Below are 19,054 nucleotides of genomic sequence, written 5' to 3'. Positions count from 1 at the left end.
CCGGTACAGCCTCCACCTTCACCGCTCACCTTCTCACTCTGCGCCGAAGTCGGCTACGCGACAACCAACCCCCAGTAGCTCGCCGATGGCAGCCACGCTGCGCACAGACGCCTGCCCATCCCCATAGGGATTCACAGCACGGCTCATTTCCGCATAGCGCGAGGGGTCATCAAGCAGGGCCCGCGTCTCAGAAACAATGCGGTCCGCGTCGGTTCCGATCAACTTCACGGTCCCCGCAGTCACTGCTTCAGGCCGTTCCGTGTTCTCTCTCAACACCAGTACGGGACGCCCAAGGCTTGGCGCCTCCTCCTGCACTCCACCCGAATCCGTCAGGATCACGTCCGCCCACTTCTGCGCGTGGACAAACTCCGGGTAGTCAAGAGGTTCGATCATCAGGACGTTGTCCAACCCTACGAAACTAGGCGACACAGCCTCCCGCACCTTGGGGTTCCTATGAGCCGGAAACACGAAGATCCGATCGGGGTACAGAACGGCGAGACGTGCGATTGCACGGCCGATCTGCACCATCCGGTCCCCCCAGTTCTCCCGCCGGTGAGCGGTGATGAGGACGGCTCTCTGTCCAGACTGCGCTGCCGCGTGCAGACGCTTGTCAGTGAATTCCACCGGCTTCTCCGAGGTCCACTGGAGTGCGTCGATGACCGTGTTACCCACCACCGCAATCGAAGCGGGGTTCACGCCCTCACGCAGAAGGTTCGAACGAGACTCTGCCGTGGGTGCGAGATGCAGCGCTGCGAGCTGCCCCACGATCTTCCGGTTTCCCTCCTCCGGGAAAGGAGAGTGGATGTCCCCTGACCGAAGACCCGCCTCCAAGTGAACCACCGGCACCTCTGTGTAGAAGCACGTGATGGCCGCCATGGCGACCGTTGATGTGTCCCCTTGAACGACGACGGCGTCTGGCTTCACCCGGTCTAGAGCCTCCGGCAGCCCCGCGAGAATGCGGGAAGCCAAATCAGTGAGTGACTGACCCTGCCGCATGACGGCCAAGTCCAGATCGGGGTGGATCCCGAACCAATTGTTGACCTGATCGAGCATCTCCCGATGCTGCCCCGTACTCACCACGACGGGAGAGAGTTCCGAGGAACGTTCAAGCGCCATGATCAGGGGAGCAACTTTCACGGCCTCGGGCCGCGTGCCGTACACGACCATCACCTGCTTCACGATCACTCCTCAAGTTGACACGAGCCTGCGTTTACATCGGCGAGGCAGGACACAGACTAGCCGCCCAGCGCATGGCCACCAATAGGTGACACTCACTACGGCACTGTGCACGGTCTCGGTCCGTGCCGCCTCGCTCGTCAGGGCGGGGCCCTCGTGGCGTCAATATGGGCTGGAACCTCTGGGCGCTGCCCAACGCGCCCGGCAGGAGCCCACCGCGAAGCCCTCGGCCTCTTGGTTAGCGACGGGCGCAACGGTCTACTCCGCGGCAGCTGAGGCTACGCGATGGAATTCAATCCGGCCCACAATCCCCCAGCGGGATGAGTGACGGCCCAGCGCGTGGTGAGGCTCCCGGTGCCGTTTCCCGGGTAGAGGTAGAGCACACCGTTGGACCTCTGTCGTGCCATGAGGTCCGGGATCCTGTCCCCGGTGAGGTCCGACATGCCCTCGATCATGTCCATCACACCCCAGCCGGTACCGATACGGCTTCGCGCGAGCAGTGAGCCGCTCCCGTTCCCGGGGTAGAACCACAGGTAGCCCGTACTGCGCTCCCGTGCGATCAGGTCCGAGGTCCCGTCGGAGTTGAAGTCACCCGTCGAGATCAGCAGATCCATCACGTTCCAGCCTGTGCCGATCCGGCTGCGCGTGCTCAGAGAGTTTCCTTTGTAAAGCCAGAGCTCACCGGTGGACTTCTGGACGGTCACAAGGTCCGCCCTTCCATCACCGTTGAAGTCTGCGACGCCCGCGATGTCGCCCATGCTGTTCCAGCCTGTACCCACCCGCTTGCGGCTCCCTCCTCCGTAGCCGTATCCGACGTACAGGTACAGGTACCCAGTGGACGCTTCTCGCGCGACGAAGTCACTGGCCCCGTCTCCGTTGAGGTCGCCCACAACCTCGAGGTGGTTCATCACTCCCCACCCAGTGCCGATCTGCTGCCTGGTGAACTGACCCCGCTCGTTGCCCGCGTAGCGCCACAGCTTTCCGTCAGGGCTGCGGGCAAGGAGGTCGTTCCTCCAGTCTCCGTTCAGGTCGTTGACGAACCCCGTCATCGTCGGCCGCGGCTTGGCCAACGATGTGAACTGGTAGGTGCCGCAGGTCCGGTTGTAGTCGCGCGTGTCGTCATACCACTGTGCAATGCGTACCGGGCCGCCGGAGAAGCTCGCCTGGGTGCACCGGTCCAGAGCCTCACTGGGGTAGTCGAGCCGCCCAGCCGTGGCCCACACATGAACGTTTGGGAGCTTCCATGCCCCGACGATCTCGTTCCATCCGTTCGTGTATGAATACAGCCCGTAGCTGAAGCTGGAGTCCGAAAGCCCACGCATGAAGCCCTCGATGATCGCGCGGTTCAGGGCACGTTTGGCTGCCGTCCCAGCCGGCCACGGCTGCTTGGGCCGAGGTTCCACGTCGATCCACACGACGGGCGGCCTCCAGCCGATCCTCTGCAGAGAGGCCACCGCATACTTCGCCTCCGCGTAGCCGACGTTGCTTAGCCGGCCAGCCAGCGTGGTCGTCCGCCATGGCCCCGTTGACCCGTACTGAGTGAGTTGCGCCGCCGTCGGATACGTGGCCATCCCGTAGGCGTGGGCGGGCTTTGACCGCGAGGTCACCCACTGCACCTGGCTCGCCAGGCAGGGGTTCTCTGTGAACGCCAACCCCTTGGTGAGTCCGATGATGACGAACTGGGTGCTCGACGGCGGCATCGGGAGGCCATAGCCGCCTGGCGCCGGGCACTGGGGCCACGACACATCGTGGCCAAACAGGTCGGCTGCCTGCGCTGATGGAACTGGAGCCACCCCGAAGAGGATCAGAGCGACAATGACCAGACGCGACGCGATCGCCTTGACCGACAGTCGCCTGCGGGTACCCATGGCACACCACCATTCTGCTTCTCAGGCCAGTGTCACCCCGGACGACGGGTGAAGCACCAGCCCGGGATTCAGCCGCCGAGGGACCAGCAATCGTGCGGCTCAGAGCCTTGTCAGCCCCGAGCACCGCGATCGCGGCGGCCACAAATGTTGCGTCACACAACTGCCGAGAGTGGGTGCAGAGCACGCCGACCCTGCCACGCGCCGACGCTCTCCCGGGCCGGACGCTTCCGAGGCGCCCGGCACGCATCATCTACAGTGACCCCGTGTCCAAAGTCTTGACTTCCCTCCCCGTCGGCGAGCGCGTCGGCATCGCTTTCTCCGGCGGGCTCGATACCTCCGTCGCCGTCGCGTGGATGCGCGAGGCCGGAGCCGTGCCCTGCACCTACACCGCCGACATCGGCCAGTACGACGAGCCCGACATCGACTCGGTTCCCGGCCGAGCCGTGCAGTACGGCGCCGAGCTGTCGCGGCTGGTGGACTGCCGTGCCCACCTCGTCGAGGAAGGCCTCTCCGCCCTCGCGTGCGGCGCCTTCCACATCCGCTCGGCCGGCAGGGCGTACTTCAACACAACCCCCATCGGCCGCGCCGTCACAGGCACGCTGCTGGTCCGCGCCATGGCTGAGGACAACGTCTTCATCTGGGGCGACGGCTCCACCTACAAGGGCAACGACATCGAGCGGTTCTACCGCTACGGACTGATGGCCAACCCGCAGCTGCGCATCTACAAGCCGTGGCTGGACGAGGAGTTCGTCCACCAACTCGGCGGCCGCGACGAGATGAGCCAGTGGCTCTCCGAGCGCAAGCTCCCCTACCGCGACTCCAAGGAGAAGGCCTACTCCACGGACGCCAACATCTGGGGCGCCACGCACGAGGCCAAGACCCTCGAGGACCTCAACGTGTCGCTGGAGACCGTTGAGCCCATCATGGGCGTCAAGTACTGGGACCCGGCGGTGGCCATCGCCACCGAGGACGTGACCGTCCGCTTCGAGCTGGGCCGCCCCGTCGCGCTCAACGGCACCCGCTTCGACGATCCCGTCGCGCTCGTCATGGAGGCCAACGCCATCGGCGGCCGCCACGGCCTGGGGATGAGCGATCAGATCGAGAACCGCATCATCGAGGCGAAGTCCCGCGGCATCTATGAGGCCCCCGGCATGGCGCTGCTGTGGATCGCCTACGAGCGCCTGCTCAGCGCCATCCACAACGAGGACACGCTCGCGAACTACCGCTCCCAGGGCCTCCAGCTCGGCCGGCTCCTGTACGAGGGCCGCTGGCTGGACCCGCAGTCGCTGATGCTGCGCGAATCCATCCAGCGCTGGGTGGCCTCCGCCGTCACCGGCGAGGTGGATGTGCGGCTGCGACGCGGCGACGACTACACCATCCTGGACACGCGCGGCCCCCACCTCTCCTACCAGCCGCACAAGCTGTCCATGGAACGCGTCGAGGACGCCGCCTTCGGCCCCACGGACCGCATCGGACAGCTGACCATGCGCAACCTGGACATCGCCGATTCGCGCGAGAAGCTGGAGCTGTACGCGGCACAGGGAACGCTGTTGGCGGGCCACCAAGACCTGATCGGGCGCCTCGAGGCGGGCGGCGCTGCCGCCATCGCCGAGCTCGGCGCCACCGGCCCGTCGGACGTCGACGAGGCGGTCGCCAGCTCCTCCATGGAGTCCGGCACCGACTGACCCCCTCGCCCTCCCCCGCGACACTCAAGCCGCCGCTCACCTGCCCAGCATGGTGAGCGGCGGTTTCATAGTGGCCGAAAGTCAACTCCTCCCACCGGTGGGTGAACGGCACGCAACATCGCTGGTCATCCCGCTCCCGCGCATCTGGTCCGCGCCCTCAACACGACGGAAATGAGTATCCATACTCAATTGACCGTCGCCAAGCACTCAGCTTATTCAGGTAGGCACTCCCATCCCTGGGACCGGGACACGGCCCGGCTGTTGGCAACGTTGGTGCCTGGGATTCCACCCAGGACGACAGCAGCAGCGAGGGGCAGCTATGGCTGAAATGACAGAGTGTGTGAGGTACAGAAACGTCTTCCTCCACCCATTACTCGACGACGGGGTCACTCCGGACTCCCGGAGCGAGCGGCGCGAACAGGCGATGGTGCGGGCGCAGGCGGAGACGATGTGCGCCCAATGTCCACGGCTGGCCGCGTGCCTCACCGACGCCGTGACCAAGTTCGACGTCGCCGGTTTCGTGGCGGGCACCACCAGGCGGCAGCGGCAGGAGATCCGCGCCCGGCTCGCCATCGAGGTGGCTCCGGAGGACTTCGACTCGGCCGTCGGGGTCAGGTCGGGCCGCCAGTACGACCCGCACGAGATCTACCGGCTCCGCACCGCCCATCCGAACCTCCCGCTGGTGGTGATCGCCAGCCGGATCGGCTGTTCCGTCTCCACCATCAAACGTCACCTCCGCAGGATCGAGGAGGAAGGGCTCGACTGGCGCAGACCAGAACGGCCGGCACCCACCCCCGTCGAGGTGATGACGGTGGCCTCCGACGTGCTGCGGGGGTCGCGACGGGTGGTCGCCGCCTGAACCCACCGTCGCGGGAAGCTCGGAGCAGTTTCGGCAAATCCTTGAATCCGTCGCGGTGATCGGGCGAGAGTGGGGGCATGACCCGAATCGGCTTCCACGCCTCCCACGAACAGATTTCGCCGCGCCAACTGCTCCTCGACGTCCAGCGGGCCGAGCGCGTCGGCTTCGACATGGCGATGTGCTCGGACCACTACAAGCCGTGGTCGGAGCGGCAGGGGCACTCGGGCTACACCTGGTCCTGGCTCGGTGCCGCGCTGGCGACCACCGGCCTGGCGTTCGGGTGTGTCTGCGCGCCCGGCCAGCGCTACCACCCCGCCGTCGTGGCGCAGAAGATCGGCACGCTCGCGCAGATGTTCCCGGGGCGGTTCTGGACGGCTCTGGCCAGCGGCGAGGCCATGAACGAGTCGATCACCGGGGACCGCTGGCCCGCGAAGGACGAACGGGTCGAGCGCCTCGAGGAGTGCGTCGACGTGATCCGCCGCCTCCTCGACGGCGAGGAGGTCAGCCACAGCGGCCTGATCACCGTGGACCGCGCGAAGGTGTGGGACCGGCCTGAGGAGCCGCCGTCGCTGCTGGTCCCGGCCGTGTCGGCCGCCTCCGCGGCGAGGGCTGCGGCCTGGGCGGACGGCCTCATCACCGTCAACCAGGACCTCGAGGTGCTGCGCGAGGTGATCGAGGCCTACCGAGGGGCGGGCGGGCGCGGACCGGTGGCGCTCCAGCTCCATCTGTCGTGGGCGCCCACCATGGAGGAGGCCGAACAGATCGCCTTCGACCAATGGCGCTCGAACGTGCTGGGCGAGCCGCTCGCCTGGGACATCGCCACCGTCGAAGGCTTCGACGCGGCCTCGAAGCACGTCACCCTTGAATCGGTGCGCGACGTGGTGCGCATCTCGCCGGACCTGGACCAGCACGTCGCGTGGATCCGCGACTACGCAGACCTCGGGTTCGACGACATCTACCTGCACTACGTGGGCCAGGACCAGTCCGACTACCTCGACGCGTTCGGCGCGCACGTCCTCCCCAAGGTCCGGTGACGGCGATGAGGATCACCGACACCAGCGACCTGTGGTGGAAGAGCGCAGTGGTCTACTGCCTGGACATCGAGACCTTCCTCGACTCCAACGGCGACGGGGTGGGAGACCTCGGCGGCCTCTCGCAACGCATCGACTACCTCGCCCAACTCGGCATCACCTGCCTGTGGCTGATGCCGTTCTACCCCTCCCCGGACCGCGACGACGGCTACGACGTCAAGGACTTCTACGGCGTCGACCCGCGGCTGGGCAACCACGGCGAGCTCGTCGAGGTGATCCGCACCGCCCACGACCGGGGCATCCGCGTGATCGCGGACCTCATCGTCAACCACACCTCGGACCAGCATCCCTGGTTCGTGGCCTCGCGGCGCAGCACCACCAACCCGTTCCGCGACTACTACGTATGGCGCGACACCGACCCAGGCGACACCTCGGCCGAGGTGGTCTTCCCGGACGAGGAGGAGGGCATCTGGACGAAGGACGATCGCACCGGCGAGTGGTACCTGCACCACTTCTACGCGCACCAGCCGGACCTCAACCTGGCCAATCCTGCGGTGATGGACGAGATTCTGCGCACCGTCGGCTTCTGGCTTGAGCTGGGAATCGACGGATTCCGGGTGGACGCGGTCCCGTTCCTCATGCAGAACGCGGAGAACACCGGCACGCAGACCATGGCGGTCGATCCCCACGACGTGATCAGGCAGCTGCGCGCGTTCATGCAGCGCCGCAAGGGTCACGCGATGCTGCTGGGCGAGGTCAACGTCCCTCACGCGGAGCAGCGGAAGTTCTTCGGCGGCGACGCGGGCGACGAGCTGCAGATGATGTTCGACTTCATCGCCATGCAGGCCAGCTACCTGTCGATGGCGCGTGAGGACCCCCGCCCGCTGGTGAAGGCCCTGGAGACCCGCCCTCAGATCCACCCGACGTGCCAGTGGGCCACGTTCCTGCGCAACCACGACGAGCTGACGCTGGACAAGCTCACCGACTCCGAGCGCCAGGAGGTGTTCGACGCGTTCGGGCCGGAGCCTGAGATGCAGCTCTACGGGCGCGGGCTCAAGCGCCGCCTGCCGCCGATGCTGGGCGGCGACCCGCGCCGCGTGCGGATGGCCTACAGCCTGATGTTCTCCCTGCCCGGCACCCCCACCCTGTACTACGGGGAGGAGCTCGGGATGGGCGAGGACCTTGAGGCGCCCGGCCGGATGGCGGTGCGCACCCCCATGCAGTGGGGGCCCGGCCGCAACGGTGACTTCTCGACGGCGGCCCCAGGCAAGTTGATCCAGCGGGTCGTGCCCGACGGATACGGGCCCCAACACGTCAATTTCGCGGACCAGGAGCACGATCCGGACTCGCTGTGGGCGTTCCTGCGCACGCTGATCGGCGTGCGGCGCCGTCGGCCGGAGATGGGATGGGGAGAGTTCTCGGTGATCCCGACAGAGGCGCGGTCAGTGTTGGCGCATCGGATGTCGCTGGAGGGGTCTGCGGCGGTCGCGGTGCACAACTTCTCGGCCGATCCGGTGTCGGTGTCGCTGCCGGATGTCCTCGGAGACGACGACCTGGTGGAGGACCTGCTCGACGGCGACGCGACGGTGGTGCACGACGGCGCCCTGTCGGTCACCCTGGAGGGGTACGGCTACCGCTGGTTCCGCGTGCGACGCCCCCCTCTCTGAGGAGGCCCGCACGCGCCTAAGGCGGGGCACCTCCTCAGGGACCGAAAGCCACGACCGGGGGGAACCAGCGGGCAAGCTCGTCGACCGTGCCGAGGTCTGCGAAATTGCCCGTGACGGCGTCCGCGGCCTCCTTGACCACGTCTGGGGCGTCGCCCATCGCCACGCCGCGACCCGCCCATTCCAGCATCTCGATGTCGTTGCGGCCGTCCCCGATGGCCAACACGTCGGCCGGGTCGATGCCCAGCTCGTCGCACACGATCTGCAGCCCGTGGGCCTTGTCCACGCCCTTCGGGGCGATGTCCAGCCACGCGGACCAGCCGATGAAGTAGGCCACCTCGTGCAGCCCGAGCTGGCTGACCATGCCGTTGAACACCTCCTCGGAGCTGTGGGGGTCGCGCACGATGACGCGCGACACCTCCCGCGACGCCAGCTCCTCGATGCTCTCGATCGCCACGTCCCCCTGCAGCTCGCCGTCGGGGAACGGCCGGTTGACCCGCCAGTGCAGCCCGTCCTGGACCGCGATGCAGGCGCTGGGAGCCAACTCTGCGACCCTGTGGACCGTCTCGCGGGGGTCGAAGCGCGTCTCGTGGCGCACCTCGAAGGGCGGGTGGGTGACCACCATGGCGCCGTTGGACGTCACCGCCCAGCCGGGCGGGAGGTCCAGGTGGGTGTGGATGATCTCGGTGGAGATCCAGGACCGACCCGTCGACAGGACCACCGGCACGCCGGCGTCAACCACCCTGCGTACGGCGGCCCGCACCTCCGGCGGCATGTCGCCGAACGGGTCGACGAGCGTGCCGTCGATGTCGAGCGCCACCAGTTGGGGGCTGAACTGCGTCAACGCGTTACCTCTCTTGTCTGGCTCCGGCGGGCCGGGCGTCCCGTGAGCCTGCCAGATCCGCGTGAACGGCCGGTGACCTCCGGCCGAACGACGGGTGAGCTAAGCCGGCGGGACGAGCGCCTCACGGCCGCCCAGGTAGGCGCGCAGCGCCTCGGGGACGCGCACCGAGCCGTCGGCCTGCTGGTGGTTCTCCAGCAGCATGATGATGATGCGGGTCATCGCGCACAGGGTGCCGTTGAGGGTGGCGACGGGGCGGACCCCGTCGTCGAACCGCCCGCGGATACCGAGACGCCGGGCCTGGAACTCGGTGCAGTTGGACGTGGAGGTGACCTCGCGGTAGCGCTGCTGCGTGGGCAGCCAGGCGTAGCAGTCGAACTTGCGGGCCGCCGACAGGCCGAGATCCCCCGAGGCCACGTCGAGCACCTGGAACGGCACCTCCAGCAGGTTGAGGAATTCCTTCTCGAAGCCGAGCAGCTTCTGGTGCCACTCCTCCGCATCCGCCGGATCGCAGTGGACGAACATCTCCACCTTGTCGAACCAGTGCACGCGGAAGATGCCGCGCGTGTCCTTGCCGTAGGAGCCGGCCTCGCGGCGGAAACACGGCGAATACGCGACGTACTGCCGGGGCAGGGAGGCGCCGTCGAGGATCTCGCCCGAGTGATAGGCGGCCAGCGCAACCTCGGAGGTGCCGACGAGGTAGAGGTCGTCGGCGGGAAGATGGTAGACGTCCTGGGCCGCCTGGCCCAGGAATCCGGTGCCCTCCATGGCCGACGGCTTCACCAGCGCCGGCGGGATCATGGCCGTGAAGCCCCACTCCGCCGCCTTCGTCATGGCGAGATTCAGCAGCGCCAGCTCCAGCTGCGCACCGATGCCGGTGAGCACGTAGAACCGCGACCCGGAGATCTTCGTGCCGCGCTCCATGTCGATGGCGCCCAGGAGCTCGCCGATCTCCAGGTGGTCCTTCGGCTGGAAGCCCTCCGCGGCGAAGTCCCGCGGCGTGCCGACGGTCTCCAGCACCACGCCCTCGTCCTCGCCGCCCTCGGGGACGCCGTCGAGGACGAGGTTGCCGAGCTGCTTTATCAGGGTGGTGAAGTGGGCCTCCGTGGTGTCGACGGAGGCCTGGGCCGCCTTCACGTCCGCCGCCAGCTGCCCGGTGCGTTGAAGCAGGGCCGCACGCTCCTCGCCCTTCGCCTTGGCCACCTCCTTGCCGAGGCCCTTCTGCTCGGCGCGCAGGGTCTCGTAGGCGAGGATGTAGGAGCGGCGGGCCTCGTCGGCTGCGATCAGGTCATCGACGAGCTCGACCGAGGCGCCGCGTGCGGCCTGGGAGCGTCGGATGCGGTCTGGATCCGTGCGGAGCCACTTGGGATCGATCATGGCCCCAACCTTACCGAGTTCGGCCCTCACCACCCGCCGGCCATCGCCCGTGCGGGGTGCGGAACTGGCGTGGGTGGGGGGGTTGAGCAAATGGCAGGGTTCACGGCGAGGCCCACGCTCGGCCCCCGCAGGAGGGCCTCCGTGACCCCTGCCATTTGCTCAAACCCCTCAACCCCGGCCCCGGCCCCAGGCCCCGGGTCGCCTAGGGTGGGTGGGTGAAGGACGGGCAGGCGACGGGGCGACGTGAGCCGATCTCCGCCGAGATCTGGGTGCTGGTTGCCGCCGCGATGATCATCGCGCTCGGCTTCGGCATCGTCGCCCCCATCCTCCCCCAGTTCGCCCGCTCCTTCGACGTCGGGCTGATGGCCGCGTCGTCGATCGTGTCGGTCTTCGCCCTCGTCAGGCTGCTGTTCGCCCCGGCCGGCGGCGCCCTGGTCAACAAGCTCGGGGAGCGTCGGGTCTACATCGTCGGCCTGCTCGTCGTGGGGACCTCCAGCGTGCTCAGCGGGCTGGCCACCAACTTCTGGTGGCTACTGGTGTTCCGGGGCATCGGCGGCATGGGCTCGGTGATGTTCACCGTCTCGGCGATGGCGCTGCTGGTGCGGTTGTCTCCCCCCGCCCAGCGCGGGCACACGTCGTCCCTCTACGGCACCGCATTCCTGCTCGGCAGCATCTTCGGCCCCATCCTGGGCTCCGCCATGCAAGGCCTGGGGCTGCGGATCCCGTTCTTCATCTACGCCGGTGCGGTGTTCACCGCGGCCGCGGTGGTGGTGGTGTTCCTGCGCGGCGGCACCGGAGGCCGCCCCGTCGACGGGGAAGCCCGCGACACCCTCTCCCTCGCGGAGGCCATCGGGCTTCCCTACTACCGGGCGCTGCTGGTCACCGGCTTCGCGCACGGCTGGTCCAACTTCGGGGTGCGGATCGCGCTGCTGCCGCTGATGGCCGCGGCCATCCCCACCATCGGCACCCAGGCCGCCGGGATCGCGCTCACCCTCTTCGCGCTCGGCAACGCCGTCACCCAGCAGGCCACCGGCCGCCTGGTGGACCGGGTTGGGCGCCGGCCCTTCCTGGTGGTGGGCCTCGCCGTGTCCGCGCTGGCCACGGTCTTCTTCGGCTGGGTGGACAACCTGTGGATCTTCCTCGCCCTCTCAGCGCTGGCCGGGGCCGGGGCCGCGTTCATCGCGCCCGCCTCGCAGGCCCTGATGGCGGACATCATCGGCTCCAACCGCAGCGGTGGCCAGGCCCTGTCGAGCTATTCGATGTCCATGGATCTCGGATCCATCGCCGGCACCCTGGTGGCCGGGGCCATCGCCGACGCCGTCGGCTTCGGCTGGGCCTTCGCCGTCACCGGCATCGTCATGGGCGCGGCCGTGCTGCCCTGGTTGTTCGTCCGCGGACGACCCTGGCGCGCCCGAACCTGACCGAGCCCACCGCACCCCGCCCCCAGCCCGGCGTGCGGTGGAAGAATCGGACCCATGATGCGACGGTCGCCGGTGACGGTCGCGGCGACACTGGCCTTCGGCGCCGCCTTCCTGCTGTGGACACTGCTGCTGCCCACCTTCGTCGACGACCTCTGGCCGCACTCCCCCGTCTCCGACCGTTCAGTGGTGGGACAGGCCGCTGCCGCGGTGGCGTTCATCACCGCGCCCACCCTCGTCTATCCGGCCCTGCTCGTCACCTCCTGGTGGGCGTCCCGGCGACGATTCCTCGCCATCGCCCGGGCGATCCTCATCGCGGTGGTGCTGGCAGTCGCCGGCACGGCACTGCTCAAGCTCACCATCGGCCGCGACCGTCCGGACAGCCCCTGGGACTACCTGGTCAGCAGCGACCCCCTGAGCTACCCGTCGGCGCACACCGTCGCCATCACTGTCGCGGCGATGCTCCTGGGCATCCTCACCACCATCACGCGGCGGCCGCGGCGGGTCGTGCTGGCTGCCCGCGCGGTGGGGACCGCGACGGTCCTGGTGGTGGCGGCCGACCGGCTGCTCCTCGGCGCCCACTTCGTCACCGACGTGGTGGGAGGATTCCTGTTCGGCGGCTTCGTCGCCTCCCTGGCATGCCTGATCGCGGACGTACACATGCTTCCCGTGCCTCCCGCCCACACAGGGCCAGGGCGTCTGGTCGTGGTGTACAACCCGACGAAGGTCCGCGACCTCGCCGTCCTGCACCGCCTCGTCGGGCACGAGACGGAAGTGCACGGCTGGGAGCCGCCGATCTGGTTGGCCACCACCGAGCACGATCCCGGTGGGGGCATGGCGCGGGCCGCGCTGGAATCGGAGGCGGACCTGGTGCTCGTCGTCGGTGGCGACGGCACCGTCCGTGAGGTGTGCGCCGCGCTGGCAGGCAGCGCAGTGCCCGTGGCCATCCTCCCCTCCGGCACCGGCAACCTGCTCGCCCGCAACCTGGGCGTGCCGCGCGACGCGGGACGGGCGATCGCGCTGGCGCTCACGGGCGAGGCGCAGGACATGGACCTGATGCGCTACGAGGACCTCGACGGCGGGGTCGCGGGTGTCGCGGCGGTGATGGTGGGGCTCGGCGCGGATGCCGCCGTCCTCCACGACACCGACGAGGCCCTCAAGCGCGCGCTGGGACCCGCGGCCTACGTGTGGGCGGGGTTCGGTCACATCAGGGCACGGCCGGTGTCGCTGAGGCTCACCGTCGACGGCGGGGAGCCCTTGGAGCGGGACGCGTCTCTGGTGGAGGTGGGCAACGTGGGCGACCTGTACCCGGGGGTGTCGCTGATGCCCGCGGCGAGCGCGCACGACGGATCGCTGGAGGTGCTGGTCGCGTCGCCGCGGACGGCAGGCGACGTGGCCCGGATGATCGGTGGGGTGCTCAGGCAGGCGTCGGAGGAGCCGCTCCTGGACCGTTTCGACGCCCGGAGCGTCACGGCGGAGTACGCCGAGCCGGTGCTGTGCCAGGTGGACGGCGACGTGGTGGGGACGGTGCGGAGGATCCGCTTCGACGTGGTGCCGGCGGCGGTGCGGGTGGTCCTGCCGGCCCCTCCCGTTGGCTGAGGTGCCGCGTAGCGGCCTCGAAGCCTGAAGAAAGTGACCTTGTCAGCGCACGTTTCGTAGGCTTCGAGGCTCGTCGCTGGCGCTCCTCGCACCTCAGCCAGCCAGACTCCGGATTATCTAATTGTCAGGCTCAGAGTCGTAGTCGACACTCAGCATGACATTTAGCTGGAAGGCCCCTCCCCCTGCTCAGCCGCGAGGGTCAGCCCAGGGTGCGGATCCACTTCGCGGCGGCGTCGAACTCCTCGTCGGTGAACCCGTGGCCGACGACGGGGCGGGCCCTATCCGCGCGCGGGTAGGACCCGAGGAAGTGCACCGTGGGGCAGACCCGGTGCAGGCCCTCCATCGCCTCCTCGACCCGCTTGTCGTGCAGGTGCCCCTCCACGTCGATCGAGAAGCAGTAGGAGCCGAGCGTCGTCTTCGTGGGCCGCGACTCGATCCGGCTGAGGTTCACCCCGCGTACCGCGAACTGCTCTAGGATCTCCAGCAGAGCGCCCGCGTGGTCCTCGCGCATGTAGGCCACCAGGGTGGTCTTGTCCGCCCCTGTCCGCTCAGGCACAGGCCCCGCGACACCCACCTCCACGAACCGCGTCACCGCACCCGGGTTGTCCTCGATCTGATAGGCCAGCTCATCCAGGCCGTACAGCTCCCCCGCGACCCTCGCGCACACCGCCGCGTCGTAGCGCGAGTCCGGGCGGGCCACCTCGGCGGCGGCGCCGGCGGTGGACCCGGCCTCGGTGATGTGTGCCTGGGGCACCATGAGGCCGAGCCAGTCGCGGCACTGGGCGGCAGCGTGGCCGTGGGTCAGCACCTGCTGGACCTCATCGAGCCGGGTGCCCGGGCGCACGTACAGCCCGAACTCGACGGGGATGACGATCTCGCCGCGGATGGCGAGCGGGGCGCCGGCGATCAGCTCATCGAGGGTGGCCGAGACCCCGCCCTCGACGGAGTTCTCGATGGGCACTACGGCGCCGCGCACGTGGCCCAGCCGCACCGCGTCGAGCGCCTCGCGGACGCTGGCGAACGCGAGCGCGTCATCGTCGGTGATGGTGCGCAACGCCTGATGGGTGAAGGTCCCCGCGGGGCCGAAGTATCCGAGCACGCCCCTCAGGGTAGGCCATCGGCCGACGGCGACGACGGAGCCGTCAGCGACCCTTACGCGCCGTGGTCCTCGCCCTCGCGATGCAGTAGACGCCGTAGAGGATCAGACCCACCCCGATGGCGATGAGCACCACCTGGCCGCCCGGGACGCCCGCGAGCGACTTCAGCGCGCCGTCGAGGCCGCCGGTGTCCGACGCATCCCGGGTGAAGACCGCAACCACGAACAGCACGCCCACGATCACCACCGCGAGCCCCTTCGCAAGGTATCCACCGATGCCCAGCGCCGTGAACCCCAGGCGGAACCGCGGAGGAAGCTCAACATCCTCGAGGAACGAGCGCGTGATGCCCTTGGCCATCATCGCCGCACCGATCACGGCGATCACCACGCCGGCCAGCACCAGCAGCGACGAGCCCCACCAACTCTGCAGCAACTCGGCGCTGAGCGATTCGGTGGTCTCTTCACCGTCCGCCGTTCCACCCATGGCGTAGACCAGCGCCGCCGAGCCCACCACCGCGTACATCACCGCCCGGCCAACGCTCTTGGCCGCGTCCCGCTTCTCCCGCGTCACCTCACCGACGGCGACCGCCAGCGAATAGACGGCCAAGGCGAACAGCGCCCCGGCGACCAGCCACAGTGCGGCCTCGCCCATCGGATTGGCCCTGATCGCCCGCATGGCGCCGGACTGGTCCGCGGATCCCGCGGCCCCCTGGGCGATCCCGATGGCGATGGCCCCGATGATGGCGTGCACGACGCCGTTGACGACGTGCCCTGCTCCGGCGACCCAGGCGGCGGCCGGATGGTGCTCGACGTCCTTGGCCTTGTCTTGGATGTCGCCGATGACTCCGCCGTCGCTCATCTCCTCATCGTAGGGCGCCGGCGAGAGTGCTACTTGAGGAGTTTTGACATCCGACGGTCCGCCAGCGGCTTCCCGCCGGTCTGACAGCCAGGGCAGTACTGCAGCGACGAGTCAGCGAACGACACCTCGGCGATGGTCGAGCCACACACCTGGCACTTTTCGCCCGCGCGCCCATGGACCCGCATCCCGGCGCGCTTGGCGTCCTTGAGCTGCGCGATCGGCACCTGGGCGGCCGCCGCGACAGCCTGGCCCAGCACGTCACGAAGGTGCCCGAAGAGCTCAGCCGAGGCCACCTCGTCGAGGCTGTTGGCGGGCTTGAAGGGACTCAGCCTGGCGGCGTGCAGGATCTCGTCGCTGTAGGCGTTTCCGATCCCCGCCAGAATCTTCTGATCACGCAGAACCCCTTTGAGCTGGGAGCGACCCGCAGCGGCGAGCACGGCCCGGAAGTCATCGACGGTGAACTCGGGGCTCAGCGGGTCTGGGCCGAGCGCCGCGACCCCCGGCACTTCCTCGGGTCCCTCCACCACGTAGAGGGCAAGATGCTTCTGAGTGCCGGCCTCCGTGATGCTGAAACCTGAGCCGTCGTCGAGGACGATGCGCAGCGCCAGCCCGGACTTGCCCGGCCTCGCCGGGACCGGCGGGGCCTCGTCGTGCCAGGTGACCCAGCCCGCGCGGGCGAGGTGGAAGATGAGGTGGACGCCCTGCGCGTCCACGTCGACGAACTTACCGTGGCGGGAGACGCCGGCCACCTCCAGCCCGGCCAGCGCCTCCAGCGGGAGCCGGAACGTCTTCAGTGCTGCGAAGGACACCAGGTGGCCCGCGGCGATCACGCGGCCGCGCAGCCTCTCGTCGAGCGCGCCCACCAGGGCGGCCACCTCCGGCAGCTCAGGCATCGCCGCCTCCTCTCCCAGACAGTGTGCCCGCTGAGCGCACCACGTCCCAGGACTTCAGCAACTCCGCCCCGTCCATGGCCTCCCGTGGCCGCCACGACAACCGGGGAAGCTCCAGTGCCACACTGAGCTTCCCCAGATACTCCTCCCGTGGCACCTCGTAGGCGCCGAGCGACCCGAGGTGCTCGGTCAGCCACTGCACGTCCAGCAGCGCTACGCCCGCGTCCGCCAGCTCGACGGCGAGGCGCAGCAGCGCCACCTTCGACGCGTCCCGCCCCAGCTCGGGATGGTGGAACATCGACTCCCCCGCGAAAACGCCGCCGACGTGAACGCCGTACAGCCCGCCAGCCAGACGCCCCTCCGCATCCCACGTCTCGACGGAGTGCACCCACCCCTTCTCATGAAGCGTCGTGTAAGCCTCCTCCACCCGCGCGTCGATCCATCCGCCGTCGCGCGACGGGTCCGCGCACGCTTCCAGCACGTCTCCGAAGGCCTGGTCCACCGTCGTGGTGTAGCGCTTGGCCGACTTCCTGAGCGACCTGGTGACGTGGAGGCCGCGGATGGGCAACAGCCCGCGCTGCATGGGCGACCACCAGCCCATCTCGTCCCCGTCGTGGTAGATCGGCATCGGGAACACGCCGCAGGCGTAGGCCTCGAGCGCCAGACCGGCGCCGAACTCCTCGGAGTATCCGATGAGATCTTGGCTCGGCCACTCCTCGGGCCGGCCGAACGTGGCGCCCAGCATCCCCCCAGTCTGGCAGCCCCTAGGGACATTTCCAGGGTCGACGCGCTTGCGGGCGTGTGCGACGCTTGGGGCAGAGAGGGGTGTGCTGATGAGTGATCAAAACGTCGTGGCGGTAGCCGAGAACTTCACCGCCGACGTCCTCCATGAGCTCCTGCAGCTGGCCATCGACGGCAAGGGCAAGCTGCCGGGCGCCAAACACGCCGCCAAGCAGCTGCTGGCGCAGCGCTCGGACGCCGAGTCGGCCATCTCCTGGATGATCAACCAGCACGTCGCCATGGCCGGCGGCCAGGGCTTCGTGACGAACTGGGGTGGGTTCTTCGTGGCCCTGGTGGCGGTGCCGGCCAACATCGCCGCAGCCACGTTCCTCCAGGCCAGGCTGGTGGCGGGCATCGCGCACCTGCGCGGCTATGAACTCAGCGATCCGCGCGTCCGCACCGCCATCCTCATGGTCATGCTCGGCCCGTCCACCATGGCGGACCTGGTGAGCAAGGGCGTGCTGCCCAGCTCGCCGCTCGTGGTAGCCACGGCGCCGGTGTTCGACGCGCGGCTCGACGGGCAGGTGTCGCGGGCGCTGCTGGACCGGGTGCTGTATCAGGTCAGCGGGAAGCGCCTTGGTGTGCGGGCGCTGCGCGGGATTCCGTTCGTGGGTGGTGGCGTGGGCGCTGCCGTCGACGGGTGGAGCACCCGGAGCATCGGCATTCATGCCATGAATGAGTTTCCCAGCAGGCGACCCAAGCTGCCCCGAAGCCGCGCCGAGGGCGCGCCCGCCGAGTAGCGGTCAGTAGGTCCGGGGGACGCGGGCGGTGATCAGGCAGGTCACCTCGTAGGTGATGGTGCCCATCAGCTGGGCGATCTCCTCCACGCCGATGCGCTCGCCGCCGCTGGTTCCCATCAGGACCACCTCGTCGCCCACCCCCACGGTCGGCTCCTCGGGACCGAGGTCCAGCATCGTCTGGTCCATGCACACGCGCCCGATGATCGGGTACGAGCGGCCGTCGATCAGCATCCGGCCCCGCGACGACTGCAGCCGCGAGTACCCGTCGCCGTAGCCGACTGCCACCGTGGCCACCCAGGTGTCGCGGGGGGCGGTCCAGGTACGCCCGTATCCCACCGTCTCCCCCGCCGCGATCCGCTTGAGGAAGCTCACGCGGGAGGTCCAGCGGCCCACATCGCGCAGCGACCGGGTGGGGGGCGTGGCGGCGTCAGGGTAGGAGCCGTAGATCATGATCCCGGGGCGCACCATGGTGGTGCGGCCGAGGTCGTGACCGAGGACCGCCCCGGAGTTGGCCGCGTGCAGCAGTTCGACGGGGCCCACCACCTCCTCGACCCGCGCCACCGTCGCCTCGAAGAGCGCCAGCTGACCGCGGGTGAACTCCTCTCCTGGCGCCACGTCGCTGACCGGGAGGTGCGTGAAGATGCCCCCGACTCTCAGGCGCGACGACGCGGCCAGCCTCTCCGCCAGCGCGACGGCGTCTCCCGGGTCGACGCCCACGCGCCGCATCCCGGTGTCGATCTTGAGGTGCACGTCGACGGTGGCCCCCGCCGCCTTGGCCGCCGCCTGCGTCTCATCCACGGAGCGGGAGTCCCCGACGGACAGCGTCACGCCCGCGGCGATGGCCTCAGGCAGGTCCTCGGCCAGGGTGGGGGTGAACTTGAGGATGGGCAGGGTCACTCCGACGTCACGCAGGGCTTGCGCCTCCGTCGTGAGGGCCACCCCGAGCCAGTCCGCGCTGCCCCGCTGCTGGATGCTCCGCGACACCTCCACGAGTCCATGTCCGTACGCGTTCGCCTTGACCGCCGCCAGGACCTTCCGCCCGCCCGCCAGGTCGCGGGCGACGGCGAGGTTGGCGTGCAGGGCGTCGAGGTCGACGTGGAACCGGGTGGGCGAGGGCATGGCAACAAGTGTTTCACTGTCGGTGTCGCGGTCGTACTCTCGGGCCCAGGAC

16 protein-coding genes are annotated in these 19,054 nt (G+C 69.0%); 7 read left to right on the top strand and 9 right to left on the bottom strand.

Annotated elements, in window-relative coordinates; translation table 11 throughout:
* Window positions 1-33: 33 nt before the first annotated feature.
* Window positions 34-1,179: a non-hydrolyzing UDP-N-acetylglucosamine 2-epimerase gene (wecB, locus tag ACZK39_RS11750; protein WP_463613388.1), complete on the bottom strand. Its 1,146-nt coding sequence runs from the start codon at window positions 1,177-1,179 to the stop codon at window positions 34-36.
* Between the two features lie 275 nt (window positions 1,180-1,454).
* Window positions 1,455-3,044 carry an FG-GAP repeat domain-containing protein gene (locus ACZK39_RS11745; protein WP_463613387.1) on the bottom strand — a complete coding sequence of 530 codons (1,590 nt, stop codon included), beginning with the start codon at window positions 3,042-3,044 and terminating at the stop codon, window positions 1,455-1,457.
* Window positions 3,045-3,307: 263 nt separating this feature from the next.
* Between ACZK39_RS11745 and argG the strand changes: the two genes are divergently transcribed.
* From argG to ACZK39_RS11725, 4 genes are all read left to right on the top strand, one after another.
* Complete coding sequence (gene argG, locus ACZK39_RS11740) at window positions 3,308-4,729, top strand: argininosuccinate synthase (protein WP_463613386.1); 1,422 nt, start codon at window positions 3,308-3,310, stop codon at window positions 4,727-4,729.
* Between the two features lie 340 nt (window positions 4,730-5,069).
* Entirely contained in the window at window positions 5,070-5,588 is a 519-nt protein-coding gene (locus ACZK39_RS11735) for a winged helix-turn-helix domain-containing protein (protein ID WP_463613385.1), read from the top strand.
* Between the two features lie 77 nt (window positions 5,589-5,665).
* Window positions 5,666-6,622, top strand: a complete 957-nt coding sequence (locus tag ACZK39_RS11730; protein WP_463613384.1) for a TIGR03885 family FMN-dependent LLM class oxidoreductase — start codon at window positions 5,666-5,668, stop codon at window positions 6,620-6,622.
* A gap of 5 nt (window positions 6,623-6,627) precedes the next feature.
* Complete coding sequence (locus tag ACZK39_RS11725) at window positions 6,628-8,286, top strand: alpha-amylase family protein (RefSeq protein ID WP_463613383.1); 1,659 nt, start codon at window positions 6,628-6,630, stop codon at window positions 8,284-8,286.
* A gap of 34 nt (window positions 8,287-8,320) precedes the next feature.
* Here the strand turns inward: ACZK39_RS11725 and ACZK39_RS11720 are convergent, their stop codons facing one another.
* Together ACZK39_RS11720 and serS are read right to left on the bottom strand one after the other, a co-directional pair.
* The gene (locus ACZK39_RS11720; RefSeq protein WP_463613382.1) at window positions 8,321-9,127 is read right to left on the bottom strand and encodes an HAD family hydrolase; all 807 of its coding nucleotides are present in this window, start codon (window positions 9,125-9,127) and stop codon (window positions 8,321-8,323) included.
* A gap of 99 nt (window positions 9,128-9,226) precedes the next feature.
* Window positions 9,227-10,501, bottom strand: coding sequence for a serine--tRNA ligase (gene serS, locus ACZK39_RS11715; protein ID WP_463613381.1), 1,275 nt, complete (start codon window positions 10,499-10,501; stop codon window positions 9,227-9,229).
* A gap of 215 nt (window positions 10,502-10,716) precedes the next feature.
* Between serS and ACZK39_RS11710 the strand changes: the two genes are divergently transcribed.
* Complete coding sequence (locus ACZK39_RS11710) at window positions 10,717-11,922, top strand: MFS transporter (RefSeq protein ID WP_220489052.1); 1,206 nt, start codon at window positions 10,717-10,719, stop codon at window positions 11,920-11,922.
* Between the two features lie 54 nt (window positions 11,923-11,976).
* Window positions 11,977-13,518 (top strand): bifunctional phosphatase PAP2/diacylglycerol kinase family protein, encoded by a 1,542-nt coding sequence (locus ACZK39_RS11705; protein WP_463613380.1) that lies wholly within the window; start codon window positions 11,977-11,979, stop codon window positions 13,516-13,518.
* A 199-nt stretch (window positions 13,519-13,717) separates the two neighbouring features.
* Here the strand turns inward: ACZK39_RS11705 and pheA are convergent, their stop codons facing one another.
* Genes pheA through aat form a run of 4 tightly spaced genes read right to left on the bottom strand, consistent with a single transcriptional unit; the run spans window position 13,718 to window position 17,108 of the window.
* On the bottom strand, window positions 13,718-14,617 hold the full coding sequence (gene pheA / locus ACZK39_RS11700; protein WP_463613379.1) for a prephenate dehydratase: 900 nt from the start codon (window positions 14,615-14,617) through the stop codon (window positions 13,718-13,720).
* A gap of 43 nt (window positions 14,618-14,660) precedes the next feature.
* A complete protein-coding gene (locus ACZK39_RS11695; protein ID WP_463613378.1) occupies window positions 14,661-15,473 on the bottom strand; it encodes a DUF1206 domain-containing protein in 813 nt (270 codons plus the stop codon).
* Between the two features lie 29 nt (window positions 15,474-15,502).
* Window positions 15,503-16,366 (bottom strand): DNA-formamidopyrimidine glycosylase family protein, encoded by an 864-nt coding sequence (locus tag ACZK39_RS11690; RefSeq protein WP_463613377.1) that lies wholly within the window; start codon window positions 16,364-16,366, stop codon window positions 15,503-15,505.
* Entirely contained in the window at window positions 16,359-17,108 is a 750-nt protein-coding gene (aat, locus tag ACZK39_RS11685; protein WP_463613376.1) for a leucyl/phenylalanyl-tRNA--protein transferase, read from the bottom strand. The genes ACZK39_RS11690 and aat overlap by 8 nt, the downstream gene beginning before the upstream one ends.
* 88 nt (window positions 17,109-17,196) lie before the next feature.
* On the opposite strand from aat, the gene ACZK39_RS11680 reads away from it, so the two are divergent.
* On the top strand, window positions 17,197-17,883 hold the full coding sequence (locus ACZK39_RS11680) for a hypothetical protein (RefSeq protein WP_463613375.1): 687 nt from the start codon (window positions 17,197-17,199) through the stop codon (window positions 17,881-17,883).
* A 3-nt stretch (window positions 17,884-17,886) separates the two neighbouring features.
* On the opposite strand, the gene alr is transcribed toward ACZK39_RS11680, so the two are convergent.
* Window positions 17,887-19,002, bottom strand: a complete 1,116-nt coding sequence (gene alr, locus ACZK39_RS11675) for an alanine racemase (protein WP_463613374.1) — start codon at window positions 19,000-19,002, stop codon at window positions 17,887-17,889.
* Window positions 19,003-19,054 lie beyond the last annotated feature (52 nt).

The sequence above is a fragment of the Tessaracoccus luoxuelianae genome (assembly GCF_055326245.1).
The sequence above is the reverse complement of the archived record's forward strand: the minus strand, read 5'-3'. Positions and strand labels throughout refer to the sequence as shown.

Coding starts and splice junctions, on each gene's coding strand:
- ACZK39_RS11745 (WP_463613387.1), bottom strand. CDS start 3,044: ATGGGTACCCGCAGGCGACTGTCGGTCAAGGCGATCGCGTCGCGTCTG.
- ACZK39_RS11730 (WP_463613384.1), top strand. CDS start 5,666: ATGACCCGAATCGGCTTCCACGCCTCCCACGAACAGATTTCGCCGCGC.
- ACZK39_RS11725 (WP_463613383.1), top strand. CDS start 6,628: ATGAGGATCACCGACACCAGCGACCTGTGGTGGAAGAGCGCAGTGGTC.
- serS (WP_463613381.1), bottom strand. CDS start 10,501: ATGATCGATCCCAAGTGGCTCCGCACGGATCCAGACCGCATCCGACGC.
- ACZK39_RS11705 (WP_463613380.1), top strand. CDS start 11,977: ATGATGCGACGGTCGCCGGTGACGGTCGCGGCGACACTGGCCTTCGGC.
- ACZK39_RS11695 (WP_463613378.1), bottom strand. CDS start 15,473: ATGAGCGACGGCGGAGTCATCGGCGACATCCAAGACAAGGCCAAGGAC.
- ACZK39_RS11690 (WP_463613377.1), bottom strand. CDS start 16,366: ATGCCTGAGCTGCCGGAGGTGGCCGCCCTGGTGGGCGCGCTCGACGAG.
- aat (WP_463613376.1), bottom strand. CDS start 17,108: ATGCTGGGCGCCACGTTCGGCCGGCCCGAGGAGTGGCCGAGCCAAGAT.
- ACZK39_RS11680 (WP_463613375.1), top strand. CDS start 17,197: ATGAGTGATCAAAACGTCGTGGCGGTAGCCGAGAACTTCACCGCCGAC.
- alr (WP_463613374.1), bottom strand. CDS start 19,002: ATGCCCTCGCCCACCCGGTTCCACGTCGACCTCGACGCCCTGCACGCC.